10 protein-coding genes are annotated in these 12,804 nt (G+C 43.8%); 3 read left to right on the top strand and 7 right to left on the bottom strand.

The annotated features are described in order from the left end of the window. Window positions 1-63: 63 nt before the first annotated feature. From ACFGVR_RS17190 to ACFGVR_RS17160, 7 genes are all read right to left on the bottom strand, one after another. Window positions 64-687 carry an HAD family hydrolase gene (locus ACFGVR_RS17190; protein ID WP_448698584.1) on the bottom strand — a complete coding sequence of 208 codons (624 nt, stop codon included), beginning with the start codon at window positions 685-687 and terminating at the stop codon, window positions 64-66. Between the two features lie 5 nt (window positions 688-692). Continuing rightward, complete coding sequence (tal, locus tag ACFGVR_RS17185; protein ID WP_448698583.1) at window positions 693-1,787, bottom strand: transaldolase; 1,095 nt, start codon at window positions 1,785-1,787, stop codon at window positions 693-695. Window positions 1,788-1,904: 117 nt separating this feature from the next. Beyond that, window positions 1,905-2,609 (bottom strand): ribose 5-phosphate isomerase A, encoded by a 705-nt coding sequence (rpiA, locus tag ACFGVR_RS17180; RefSeq protein ID WP_448698582.1) that lies wholly within the window; start codon window positions 2,607-2,609, stop codon window positions 1,905-1,907. Between the two features lie 78 nt (window positions 2,610-2,687). After that, window positions 2,688-4,691, bottom strand: coding sequence for a transketolase (gene tkt, locus ACFGVR_RS17175; protein WP_448698581.1), 2,004 nt, complete (start codon window positions 4,689-4,691; stop codon window positions 2,688-2,690). A gap of 18 nt (window positions 4,692-4,709) precedes the next feature. Then, the gene (locus ACFGVR_RS17170) at window positions 4,710-5,459 is read right to left on the bottom strand and encodes an ROK family protein (protein WP_448698580.1); all 750 of its coding nucleotides are present in this window, start codon (window positions 5,457-5,459) and stop codon (window positions 4,710-4,712) included. Between the two features lie 377 nt (window positions 5,460-5,836). Then, complete coding sequence (locus ACFGVR_RS17165) at window positions 5,837-8,770, bottom strand: M16 family metallopeptidase (RefSeq protein WP_448698578.1); 2,934 nt, start codon at window positions 8,768-8,770, stop codon at window positions 5,837-5,839. Window positions 8,771-8,912: 142 nt separating this feature from the next. Further along, window positions 8,913-10,199 (bottom strand): C10 family peptidase, encoded by a 1,287-nt coding sequence (locus ACFGVR_RS17160; RefSeq protein WP_448698577.1) that lies wholly within the window; start codon window positions 10,197-10,199, stop codon window positions 8,913-8,915. A gap of 174 nt (window positions 10,200-10,373) precedes the next feature. Here ACFGVR_RS17160 and argH point away from each other — a divergent pair, with 174 nt between their 5' ends. The 3 genes from argH to ACFGVR_RS17145 all read left to right on the top strand — a co-directional run bounded on the left by argH (window position 10,374) and on the right by ACFGVR_RS17145 (window position 12,758). Next, on the top strand, window positions 10,374-11,708 hold the full coding sequence (gene argH, locus ACFGVR_RS17155) for an argininosuccinate lyase (RefSeq protein WP_448698576.1): 1,335 nt from the start codon (window positions 10,374-10,376) through the stop codon (window positions 11,706-11,708). A 142-nt stretch (window positions 11,709-11,850) separates the two neighbouring features. Next, entirely contained in the window at window positions 11,851-12,051 is a 201-nt protein-coding gene (locus tag ACFGVR_RS17150) for a YwbE family protein (RefSeq protein WP_448698575.1), read from the top strand. Next, the gene (locus ACFGVR_RS17145) at window positions 12,051-12,758 is read left to right on the top strand and encodes a DUF1345 domain-containing protein (protein ID WP_448698574.1); all 708 of its coding nucleotides are present in this window, start codon (window positions 12,051-12,053) and stop codon (window positions 12,756-12,758) included. Before ACFGVR_RS17150 ends, ACFGVR_RS17145 begins: the two co-directional genes overlap by 1 nt. Window positions 12,759-12,804 lie beyond the last annotated feature (46 nt).

Here is a 12,804-nt window from a genome sequence, read left to right as displayed (position 1 = left end):
GAGGGCTCTTTGGTTAATAATATTAGCCCTCCTATATTAAAAGTCTCCCCTTCCGGGGGAGATTTAGAGGGGGCTGTTCTTTTTCAGTCCTTCCAAAATCTTCTTCGTCTCTTCAAAGCTCGTATGCTGATGCGCCTCAATGCCCAGCCTTTTTGCATAATTGGCAAACATGATCCGGTCATCAAAATACACGCTTTCTTCGGCCGATACCTGCGCTATACCCAAAGCCAGCTTAAATATATTAGGATCAGGCTTACGCATGCCAACCTCGCACGATGATATAAAACCATCAAAAGCATCATGCAGTTTAAATTTTTTAATGCGATAGTCGTTAAGCTCCTTACCCTCGTTGTTGATGGAAAAAATGCGGAAACCACAGGTCTTTTTCCATTTTTTTAACCAGGCAAGCGTACCCTCCAACTCAACCGACTGTTCATACATAAACATCTTAAAGTCTTCGCGGGTAAACTCGCGCGGGTGGTTAAATACTACCGTATCCAGGTACTCGTCAAGCGTTATGGTGCCGGTTTCATACACGTTGAATATAAAGGTGTGCAGGCCCGACATTTCTTCGTAATCGAGCCCAAATTGCTTTGCCGCCTTATGGCGCGACTCGTGGCCCCAGCCATTGGTTAGCAGCACGCCGCCCACATCAAAAAACAAAACTTTTATCTGCGATGCTTCCACGCTAATTAAACTTTAGCCTTTTGATCTTCAATTGATTGCAGCAGTTTTTCAAAGGGCTTGTTAAATTTATCAATACCCTCATCCTCTAATTGTTGCGTAATTTTATCAATATCGATACCTGCTTTTTTCAGCCTGTCTAAAGCCTCGGTAGCTTTGTCTAAACCATCTTCCAAAACATTGGCTGCAATACCATGATCGCGGAACGCTTCAATAGTTTCCAACGGAACGGTATCCACTGTATCCGCGCCGATAAGCGCCTCAACATATTTGGTATCTTTAAATGCAGGGTTTTTGCTGCTGGTACTTGCCCACAATAAGCGCTGTGGTTTAGCGCCTTTTTCGGCCAGTTTTTTCCACCTGTCGCTGCTAAACACGCGTTTGTAAATTTCGTATGCTTTTTTAGCTGATGCGATAGCAACTTCACCTTTCAGGTCGCCAAGGCCTTTTTCATCCAGCATCGGGTCAACCAAAACGTCAATACGGCTTAAAAAGAAGCTGGCTACTGATGATATGCCTTCTACAGATTTACCTGCTGCCACGCGATCTTCCAAACCGCTGATGTAAGCTTCTGCAACTTCCTCATAACGAGGTAAACCGAATAATAAAGTAACGTTAATGTTTAAGCCTTCGCTGATGGTTTTGCGGATAGCGGCCAAACCCGGTTGTGTACCCGGTATTTTGATCATCACGTTGTGGCGATCAACAGCTTTCCATAATTCAAGCGCTTGTTTGGTAGTACCTTCAGTATCCAAAGCCAAAAACGGCGATACCTCTAAACTTACATAACCATCCTCGCCTTTCGATTCATCGTACACACCTTTAAACAGGTCCGTAGCTTTCTGGATATCTTTAATAGCCAATGCAAAAAACAGTTCTTCGTTGGTTTTACCGCTATCGGCCAAAGCCCTGATATCAGCATCATAGTCTGAACTGCTGGTTATCGCTTTTTCAAAAATTGCCGGGTTCGAGGTTACACCGCGCACACCATCATCGTCAATTAAGCTTTTTAGCTTTCCCGAGGTCATGATCTGCCGATCGATAAAATCAAGCCAGATGCTCTGACCAAAACTGTGTATTTGCTTTACATTATTAGTTGCCATTGTTGTAGGTTTTTATTTTTTGCAGGTCAGGCTTTCGCCCGATCATTTGTTAAAGTTCCTGATTAATATTTTATTTATTGTAATGGTAGTTTAATTGTTGTGTTAGGTTAGCGTAATTTAATTGCTGGCCATAATAATTTCCGGATCGTAGCCAATAAACAGCCCGCTTTCAATAACTCCCGTAATGCTTTTAATATCGTTTTCCATGCTCTTGCCAATCTCGTCAAAATAACAATCCAGTATCAGGTTATTATTCTCGGTAATGATCGGTCCATCCTTGCCTTTAGCTGGTCTTAATACAATACTATTGGCGCCCAATTGTTTTAATTCCTGCTCAACATGCAACAACGCCTGCGGAAAAACCTCTATCGGTATCGGGAAGTTCGTATTCAGCTTTTTAACGATCTTCGATTCATCCACAATAATGTAGTTCTTCGCACTCGAGCACATCAGCAGCTTCTCTTTAAACATTGCTCCGCCCCTGCCTTTTATCAGGCTCTTATCCGGGTCAACCTCGTCGGCGCCGTCAAATAGCCAATCGGGCTTATGTTCAAACAGCGTAGTTAAAGGTATGCCCAGCTTGCTGCAAAACATCGATATTTCTAACGATGTCGGTATCCCCTTTACATTCAGCTTTTCAGTCCTGATCTTATCGGCGATAGCCAAAAGCGCAACATACACCGTTGATCCCGACCCAATGCCGATCACATCGCCGTCCTTTACCTTATCAACAATCTGTGCAGCTACTTTTTGCTTGCCGCTCATATTAATGATCTCGGCGTTCCACTCCAGGTTACTGATCAAACTGTTATTCCAATCCATTTTGTTTAGATGAAAGATGTAAAGAACAAGGAGCAAAGATTTTTCAATCCTTATTCCTTGCTCCTTAAATCCTTGTTCCTACAACAAAGTTTTCGCTTTGCTTACCACGTTATCAACCGTAAAGCCGAAGTGTTTATACAATTCTTCAGCCGGTGCCGATTCGCCAAAGCCTGGCATGGTTACGGTATCACCTTCGTCGGTAATGTATTTATGCCAGCCTAATGCCGATCCGGCTTCTATAGCCAACCGTTTTTTCAGTTTTTTAGGCAGTACGCTTTCTTTGTAAGCAGGGCTTTGCTGTTCGAATAACTCCCACGATGGCATACTTACCACGCGGCTTGCAATACCTTCTTCTTTTAATTTAGCTTGCGCCGATATGGCCAAAGCAACTTCAGAACCGGTAGCGATCAAAATCAATTGAGCATCTTTATCGTCAGATAATACATAAGCACCTTTAACAAGATCGGTAGCTTTACCATATTTATCCTGATCTAAAATTGGCAATCCCTGACGTGTAAGTACCAAACAAACCGGGCCCGTTTTATGCTCCAAAGCTACTTTCCATGCTTGTGCCGTTTCATTAGCGTCAGCCGGACGGATAACCAGGTTATTCGGGATTGATCGTAACGAGATCAGTTGTTCAACCGGTTGGTGAGTAGTTCCGTCTTCGCCTAAACCGATACTATCGTGTGTGTATACAAATATCGGACGTATTTTCATAATAGCTGCCAAACGGATCGGCGGACGCATATATTCAGAGAACATCAGGAAGGTAGCACCAAACGGAATAATACCCGGCGTTAAAGCCATACCGTTTACAGCACCGCCCATCGCATGCTCACGTATGCCGAAGTGGAAGTTACGGCCACCACGGTTTTCCTGGTTAAATGAAGCAAATTCTTTTAAATGTGTTTCTGTTGATGGAGCCAGATCGGCCGCACCACCAATTAACCCCGGAATTTTACCGGCAATTGCGTTCAACACTTTGCCTGATGCCTGGCGGGTTGCCATTTTACCGGCATCAGCCTTAAATGTTGGTAACGCATCTGCCCAGCCTTTTGGCAGGTCGCCGCTGGCAGCTAATTCATACTCGGCAGCCAGTTCAGGGAATTTAGCTTTATAATCAGCAAATAGCTGGTTCCATTTTGCTTCTTTGTCTCCGCCTTTAGCGCCCGCTTCGTGGTAATATTTTAATACTTCAGGGTCAACATCAAATGATTTATCCGGGTCGAAACCGAAGAATTTCTTAACCAGCTTAATTTCGTCAGCTCCAAGCGGCGAACCGTGCGAACCTGCAGTACCTGCCTTATTAGGGCTTCCGTAAGCAATCAGCGAACGTACACGGATAAACGATGGCTTTTGCTTTTCGGCCCTGGCGTTAACCAATGCCTGGTGCAAAGCGTGTACATCGTTAACATCCTCAACGGTTTGCACATGCCAGCCATAAGCTTCAAAACGTTTATTTACATCTTCGTTAAAGGCAAGGTCGGTGCTGCCTTCAATCGAAATTTTGTTATCGTCATATAGATAGATCAGGTTACCCAATTCCAGGTGCCCGGCTAACGAAGCAGCTTCCGATGCTACACCTTCCATCATATCACCATCGCTGCAAATAGCATAAACATGGTAATCAAAAAGATCAAAACCTGGTTTGTTATAAGTAGCGGCCAGATATTTCTGAGCAATGGCAAAACCAACACCGTTTGATACACCTGCACCCAGCGGTCCGGTAGTAACATCAACACCGGGGCACAGGCCGTACTCGGGGTGGCCGGCGGTTTTGCTGTTCATCTGGCGGAAGTTTTTGATATCATCCAGGCTCACATCATATCCGGTTAAATACAAAATGCTGTATTGCAGCATACAGGCGTGCCCTGCCGATAGGATAAACCTGTCGCGGTTTGCCCAATGCGTATTTTTAGGGTTGTAATTCAAAAACTGCGTCCACAGCACGTGTGCCATTGGCGCCAATGCCATTGCCGTACCCGGGTGGCCCGAGTTAGCTTTCTGAACTGCATCTGCCGATAATATCCTGATGGTATCAATACCCTGTTCTTCGATGCTTTTTGTTGTTGTACTCATTGCTTAATGTTATGGTTGTTAGTCCTTTTTTACTGAAGTAATTAAATGTTCGCGGATTTCGTCTTTCCAAAGGCGCGCCCCGCCTTTGATCCCGTCGCGGTTTGAGATCAGTTTAATGTTATCGTCTAATTTAAAATTGATCTTGCGGGCGTTGCCCCCGCCTATATATAAGGTATCGTAATTAAATACCGTTTTTAAAATGTCTATCACGTGTTTTACCCGTTCGTTCCATTTGGCCTCTCCTTTTTTCTCCAGGGCCTTTTCGCCTATATATTGGTCGTAAGTCTTAGTCTGGGTAATGGGATGATGCGCTATCTCCAGGTGCGGCAGTAAATACCCGTCGGATAATAATGCGGTACCAAAACCTGTACCCAGCGTAACCACCATTTCAAAACCTTTACCATCAACCACGCCCAGCCCCTGCATATCGGCATCGTTAACTACACGGGTTGGTTTGCCCAGGTTTTTTTGTAAGGCTTTCGCCAGATCAAACCCGGCCCACAGATCAGTGCCTAAATTTGGCGCCGTCCTGATCACTCCGTTTTTAACATATCCCGGAAAACCCACCGACACTTTATCATAAGCCGGAAACGCCTTGATCAATTGCTCAATAACTTCGATCAGCTGCTTTGGCTTCGGCAACAGTGGTGTTTCTATTTTTTCGTAATCCATCAGCAAACTCCCCTCATGATCCAGGATCGTGGCCTTTACATGCGATCCGCCTATGTCAATGGATAATATCTTATCGCCCGAAGATTCTTCTTTCATAAATGTCTTTAATTCTCCCACACGGGCAATCAATATTATAAATTACAAACCAGAACTTTTTCTGTTTCTGACGAAAAAGACTGTCCGCAAATTGTGCTCCTAAATTATAATTTTATTTACAATTATGCAATCGGTTGCAAAATAGCGTGTCAATTAAATAAATTCCGCCGATCAGGTCTCAAAGCTATTACTTAATCTCAAAATGCCGAAAATAATGTTCATTTTCAGCTTTTTCACAATCAATTTTACGCTATATTCAATTATCTACCAAATCAGTAGGCTAATATACAGCAACTAAATCATTTTTTATTATTTATATCATAAAAAAACCCCGAAAATTATCGGGGTTTTAATAATTTACATGATTTTATGCAATTTTAATAACCAAATATCTGCTTCAAGCTCAATTTAGTTAACTCTCCATACTTTTTCAGGTCATCATCGCTCACCCGTTTTTCCGAAGCCACAATGCAATAAGTATAAGGCTTGTCTTTAAACTCTTTATCATGGAAAGCTTTAATGTCGTCAAACTTCAACTTGTCAACATTTTCAAACGTGGTTTTACGGATATCGTAATCTACTCCCCTGCGCTGCGCGTTAAGGTAGCTAAACAAAATACCATCCTCGGTTATCCGTTCTGTCTCCAGCGATTTACGGATATTATCCTTCGCCGATGCAATTACTTTTTCCGATTGTGGCAGATCGGTCAGTAACTCATTCATCCCTTTTATCGCCTCATTCAGTTTATCGGCTTGCGTGCCCACGTAAGCTTGTATAATGTTACGATCATCCTTTTTAGCAGGCGCGCTGTAAAAAGCATAAGTTGAGTACGCCAAAGCTTTCGATTCGCGAATGGTTTGGAAAACAATACCGCTCATGCCACCGCCAAAGTAATTATTAAATAGCTCAACAGTTGGCGTTTGCGAGGTTGCGTAGGTATCCGAGTTGCGTATCCAGTCAATTTCGGCCTGTACCATATCAAAGTGAGCAAACAGCACCTTGCTTTTATCCTGGTTTACCTTGGCAAACACCTTGGCTTCCGGGTATGGTTTAAACGATGCCGGCATGTAGTGCAGCTTTTTCAGCTCAACGGCAGCAAGCGGCGCGGTTAACGGGCCGTAGTATAATACGGTGTGCTTGTAATCGGCCAGGCTATGTAAAATAGCTACCAGGTCATTGGCTTTTACATTATTCAGCTCATCATCAGTCAATACGTTATTAAATGGGTTGTTTTCGCCATACATGGCATAGCTAACCAGGCCCTGCATAATAGCGCCTTTATTTAGTTTGGCGTTGTCACGCGATTTTTTCAAACGTTGTTTTAAACCGGCCAATGCATTTTCATCGGGTTTACAATTGGCTATTACGTTTTCATACAAAGCCACGGTTTTGGCAAAGTTTTCCTGCAGGCCGCTAATGCTTACCGTAGTGATCTCGCCGCTGGTTGATATATTAAATGTTCCCGCCAGTTTGTAAAACTCTTTGCTGATATCGTCGGCGCTCATTTTATCGGTACCTAAATACTGCATATAAGTAGCCGCAAGCGAAAACAGTTTATTGTTATAACTGCCCATATTATAACGGTAATACAGCCTGAACAGGTTGTTCTCTTTATTCTGAACGGTTAACAGTTCGGCCGCGCCAACTTTTGCTTTTTGGATATCCTTACTGTAATCCAGCCACACCGGTTTCACTGCGTTGGCCGGTATCGCGTCAACTTGTTTCAGAAACGGTGATGCCGACTCCCGGTTAACCTCAACCGGTGTAATATGCGGTTTATCTACTTTTTTGATGTTTTTGTCTTCGCCCTGGTGTTTGTAAACAATTACATAATTGCTTTCGCCTAAATATTTATTGGCAAATGCCACAATTTGTGCTTTGGTTATTTTGGATAGGTCGGCAACCGTAGCAACCTGTGTGCGCCAGTCAACACCCGATGTAAAGGCATCCATCAAATTATTGGCCCTGCTGTAGTAACCTTCGTTTTGTTCGGTTTTCGATTTTTTAACGTTGTTGATGATCGACGGGATCAGATCATCGGCAAACTCGCCTTTCTTCAGTTTCTCTATCTCACCAAGCATCAAAGCTTTTACATCGTCAAGTGATTGCCCTTTTATCGGGTTACCCTGCAACAGCAAAGCGCTGTAATCTTTTAAGGTATAATCAAAAGCCGAAGCGCTTAATAACTTTTGTTTTTTGGTCAGGTCAAGGTCAAACAAACCGGCCTTGCCATTGGTCAGCATATCGCCTACCAGGTCAAGCATTTGCGCATCATGCGTATTAGCTCCCGGAAAACGGAATGCAATAGTTAAATTTTCAGGGTTCGGCCCATAAACATCTCTTTTGATAGGAGCCGCTATCGGCGTTTCCGGGTCAAATTTATACGGCGGCACCGGTTTCGCTTTCATATAAGCAAAATGCTCATCTATCTTTTTGATCATCACATCAGGGTTAAAATCGCCCGACATAATTACCCCCATGTTATTAGGTACGTAATAAGTATAGTAATACTTGCGGATCTCTTTTAACGAGGGGTTTTTCAGGTGTTCGATGGTACCGATGGTGGTTTGTTTACCATAATTATTGTTTGGGAACAAAGCCGAAAACAAGGCCTCAAAAACCTTATTGCCGTCGTTATCCAAGCCGCGGTTCTTTTCTTCGTACACTGCCTCTAACTCAGTGTGGAAGATACGCAGCACCGGTGCGCGGAAACGCTCCGCCTGCAAGGTCAGGTATTTATCCACTGCCGATGACGGGATATCATCCGTATAAACAGTTTGTTCGAACGAGGTAAAAGCGTTTGTACCTTTCCCGCCCATTGATGCCATCATCTTATCATACTCGTTGGCGATAGCAAATTTCGAAGCCTGTCCCGAGGTCACATCTATCTGGTGATAGATTTCCACACGCTTGGCACTATCGGTGGTTGAGTTATATTGTTCGTATAAACCATCTATCTGGTCCAATAGTGGTTTTTCTTTGGCCCAGTCAAGCGTACCATATTTATCGGTTCCTTTAAACATCATGTGTTCCAGGTAATGCGCCAAACCGGTATGGTTAGATGGATCGGTTTTGCTGCCGGCCTTTACCGCGATAAACGATTGTATCCGCGGCTCTTTTGCCGTAGGGCTCAGCATTACGGTTAATCCGTTCTTCAAAACATAAAATCGTGAGTGGGTTGGATCGCCGCTTACATATTTGTAAGTGTAACCGCCCGAAGTAGCCGTCTTCCATACATAGCCCGTGTTCTGGGCCATCGCAGTAACGCACAGGCTTAGCAATAATGCCGTTAGTAAGTATTTAATTTTCATAATGAGGGAGTTTAGGGTTCTAATATACAAATAAGCAGGATACACTAAAAACGTAGTTACAAATTAGTTGCCTGTTAACTGCTATAAATAAAATGGCATGATCCTTTTATAAAGATCATGCCATTTTTGATAATAATAATATTTAAGGATGAATATTATAAGTCATCTTCTTGTTGTATTGATAGTTTTCTACCGTACTGCCGTTTAATACCTGCCAAACGCCAAATCCATACCAGCCATTTACATTACTGGTGGTCCATGTCTCGTTCCATCCCCAGTTCATATGCAAATAAGTAAAGGTTTCGCCTATAGAAGTATCTTCTGATAAACACACAATTGAGGTACAATCTTCGGCGCCATCGGTAACCCATTCATGCCCATCATATCCCCATTCCCAGAAAAGAAAACTATGATCATCCGTGGTACCCGATAATAATACCGGCATGCCTGAGTATAAGTTATTTTCAGCGGTACTGATATTAAAATCGCCTTCTGCGGCCGATCCGTACCCAAACGAGTTTTTAAGTGCATCTGTACACGAAATACCCGACGGGCTGAAAATATCTGTATGCGGTGCTGAGCCCGAATCGTTATAATCCATCTCAACCGATACACCTATCGATGCCATCAGGAAAGCCACATCGAAATTACTCTGGTATGAGGTGGTTAAAGGCATGCCGGGCCAGTTAAAATAGTAAGGTGCTTTCCAGTAATACATAACCTGCGCCATAGCAGTTGCAACACAACCTGTTGGTACGTGCCCGAATGAGTAATTACCACCGGGGCATGTTTGATTATACGGAAAACCCTGCCCCCATTCTGTAGGCAGTAATGGCCCTGTAACTGTAGTGGTATAGCTATCCTGGCAAACTTGTATCGGCACCCTGTTTACCTGGTTACCGCCGGCAGCACTTGTACCTACCAGGCCGCTCCATAACTTTCCTATGTCCGATGGCTGCTTTAATGCAGGCTTGGTTCTCAGTAATACCATATTTTTATGATTAACTTCTAACCAGTTTCCAAGTCCTAATGAAATTCTTCCCGACTTTGCGATACTGCCTTTATCACTATAAGCCAAAATGGGTTGTACCCTGCTGTCGGCAGGTATAATTACATAACCGCCTCCCGTATAATTAAAAATATAGTATGATGGTGTCACATTATCAGGCACAGTAATATAGTTTAAGATAGTTTTGGGCGAAGGAGCGGTATTTTGCTTGCTTAACTTTGAGGTAAGCGGACTAAGTGGCGCTTGTTCAGCCGCCTTAGAAGCCGTCGCTAATGGTACAAAATTCGGATCGTTCAATAACGCCGCAGAAACCCCGGATGATGCAGGGTTGTCGTTTATCATTGCTCCCTGCTTTTTGCACGAAAACACAAACAATAAAACAATACACACCAATAGGCGGAACAGGTTAATAGTTTTCATAAGCTAATAGGTTTTGATTGATGTAAATATATATAATATAAATTATTAATATATATAACTTATAGATAAAAAAATATCCTAATTTCTCATATTTATAAAACACAAACACGGTTGTTCATTTTAATAACGCCTTTAACATTTACCCAAATAAATTATTTATAGCATCTTTGCAACATGAGCAAATTATGGCAAAAAACTACCAGTGTCGATCAACTGGTAGAAAGCTTTACCGTAGGCCGCGATCGTGAGTTTGATGAGCAAATGGCCGCGTTTGATGTATTGGGATCACTGGCACATACCCGCATGCTGCAGCACGTTGGCCTGTTGGATCAGGCCGACCTGGATATTGTACAAAAAGAGTTAAAAAACATTTATGCCGATATAGCCAAAGGCGATTTTAAAATAGAGCCCGAGGTCGAAGATATCCACTCGCAGGTGGAGTTGCTGCTTACGCGACGCATTGGCGAAGCGGGTAAAAAGATCCATAGCGGCCGCAGCCGTAACGATCAGGTACTGGTCGACCTTAAACTGTTCTTCCGCCACCAATTGCAGGAGGTGGTATCATCGGTGCAAACCCTGTTTGATCTGCTCATCAGCCTGAGCGAAAAACATAAAAACGTATTACTGCCGGGCTACACGCACCTGCAGATCGCCATGCCTTCCTCATTCGGTTTATGGTTTGGTGCTTACGCCGAAAGTTTGGTTGACGACCTCGAAATGATACTGGCTGCTTATCACATCACCAATAAAAACCCGCTGGGCTCGGCGGCCGGTTACGGTTCTTCCTTCCCGCTCGATCGTACCCTCACCACTAAGCTGTTAGGTTTTGAACATCTCAACTATAACGTAGTGTACGCGCAAATGGGGCGCGGCAAAACCGAGCGCATCATTGCGCAGGCATTATCATCCATCGCGGCAACGCTGGGCAAAATGGCTATGGACCAATGCCTGTACCTGAGCCAAAACTTTGCTTTTGTAAGTTACCCCGAAAACCTGACTACAGGCTCGAGCATTATGCCGCATAAAAAGAACCCCGATGTTTGGGAGATTATGCGCGGCCGCTGCAACCGCCTGCAGGCTTTGCCAAACGATGTAGCCATGATGACCACCAACCTGCCATCGGGCTATCACCGCGAGCTGCAGTTGTTAAAAGAGTTGCTTTTCCCGGCTTTCGCTGATATCAAAAACTGCCTGCACATGGCAGCTTTTATGTTGGAACATGTTGAGGTAAAAAACAATATATTAGACGATCCTAAATACGCGTATCTGTTTAGTGTGGAAGAAGTTAACCGCCTGGTATTAAGTGGCACACCTTTCCGTGATGCATACAAACAGGTTGGTTTGGCTATAGAAAAAGGCGAGTTTAAGCCTGATCATAACATTAACCACACCCACGAAGGCAGTATCGGTAATTTAGGCAACAAACATATTACCGCCGCAATGCAGCAAATTGTAAGTCAGTTTAATTTTGCTAAAGTTGAACAGGCAATAGATCAATTAGTTAAATAAAATACTCCAAGCGTCATTGCGAGGGACGAAGCAATTAACCAAAAATCAATGTCATTGCGAGCGATAGCGTGGCAATCGCACGGAGCAGAGCGGCTGTACCAGAGTAAATACTCTCGCAATGACGGAATAATATAATAAACCGATGAACGGACAAAACCGCAGCGACATATTCCCGGGACTGGAAGTTGATATCATCTTAAAAAAAGATCAGCGAAGCGGCAAACGTACCCGCGGTATAGTTAAAGACTTGCTTACCAGTTCATCTTTCCACTCGCGTGGCATAAAGGTACGATTGGAAGACGGGCAGGTAGGCCGCGTTATCGAAATTATTGAAGAAGACTAATGGCTAAAGCAAACCAAATCAAAGCTCCTACCGTATTGATGCGCTTAGACGCGCATCACCGGTTAATGATATCATTAGGCGTTACAGCCGTAGTGCTGGCTTTATTATGGAGCAAAGTTTCGGTACCGGCACTCATTATGTTGTCGTGGGGTAGTTGCGCACTAACCATCATTATATTAGACTGGTTGATCATCACCAGCGCCCACCCGCGCGAAATGCGCCGCATAGCCAGGTTAAAAGATTCGAGCCGCTTTATTGTTCTCCTTTTCGTAATCGCCGCCTCATGCGTAAGCTTATTCGCCATTATATTTTTGCTGCTCAACCACGGTAAGGATGCCGCACAGCACGCACATGTAACCAAACATGTATTGATGTCTATCGGCTCGGTAGTGGTTTCGTGGTGGATGCTGCATACCGTGTTTACCATGAGCTATGCGCACATGTATTATACCAGCACGCCCCAAACCAACGATCCTAAAGATACCGTGATAGGCGGCCTGCAATTCCCCGGAGATGAAAAAAATCCTGACTACCTCGACTTTGTTTACTTCTCCTTCGTTATCGGCATGACCTTCCAGGTATCAGACGTGGAGATCTCCTCCCGCTCCATCCGCCGGCTGGCACTATTGCACGCGTTAATTTCATTCGCTTTTAATACCGCTATTGTGGCATTAAGTATTAATGTGATTTCGGGATTGATCGGGTAAAACAATAAATGTCATGCTGAACTTGTTTCAGCATCCCATCATAAAA

It is taken from the genome of Mucilaginibacter aureus (assembly GCF_053514885.1).
Note: the sequence above shows the minus strand (reverse complement) of the source record. Positions and strands in the feature narration are given on the sequence as shown.

Coding starts and splice junctions, on each gene's coding strand:
- argH (WP_448698576.1), top strand. CDS start 10,374: ATGAGCAAATTATGGCAAAAAACTACCAGTGTCGATCAACTGGTAGAA.
- rpiA (WP_448698582.1), bottom strand. CDS start 2,609: ATGGATTGGAATAACAGTTTGATCAGTAACCTGGAGTGGAACGCCGAG.
- ACFGVR_RS17170 (WP_448698580.1), bottom strand. CDS start 5,459: ATGAAAGAAGAATCTTCGGGCGATAAGATATTATCCATTGACATAGGC.
- ACFGVR_RS17165 (WP_448698578.1), bottom strand. CDS start 8,770: ATGAAAATTAAATACTTACTAACGGCATTATTGCTAAGCCTGTGCGTT.
- ACFGVR_RS17145 (WP_448698574.1), top strand. CDS start 12,051: ATGGCTAAAGCAAACCAAATCAAAGCTCCTACCGTATTGATGCGCTTA.
- ACFGVR_RS17150 (WP_448698575.1), top strand. CDS start 11,851: ATGAACGGACAAAACCGCAGCGACATATTCCCGGGACTGGAAGTTGAT.
- tkt (WP_448698581.1), bottom strand. CDS start 4,691: ATGAGTACAACAACAAAAAGCATCGAAGAACAGGGTATTGATACCATC.
- ACFGVR_RS17160 (WP_448698577.1), bottom strand. CDS start 10,199: ATGAAAACTATTAACCTGTTCCGCCTATTGGTGTGTATTGTTTTATTG.
- tal (WP_448698583.1), bottom strand. CDS start 1,787: ATGGCAACTAATAATGTAAAGCAAATACACAGTTTTGGTCAGAGCATC.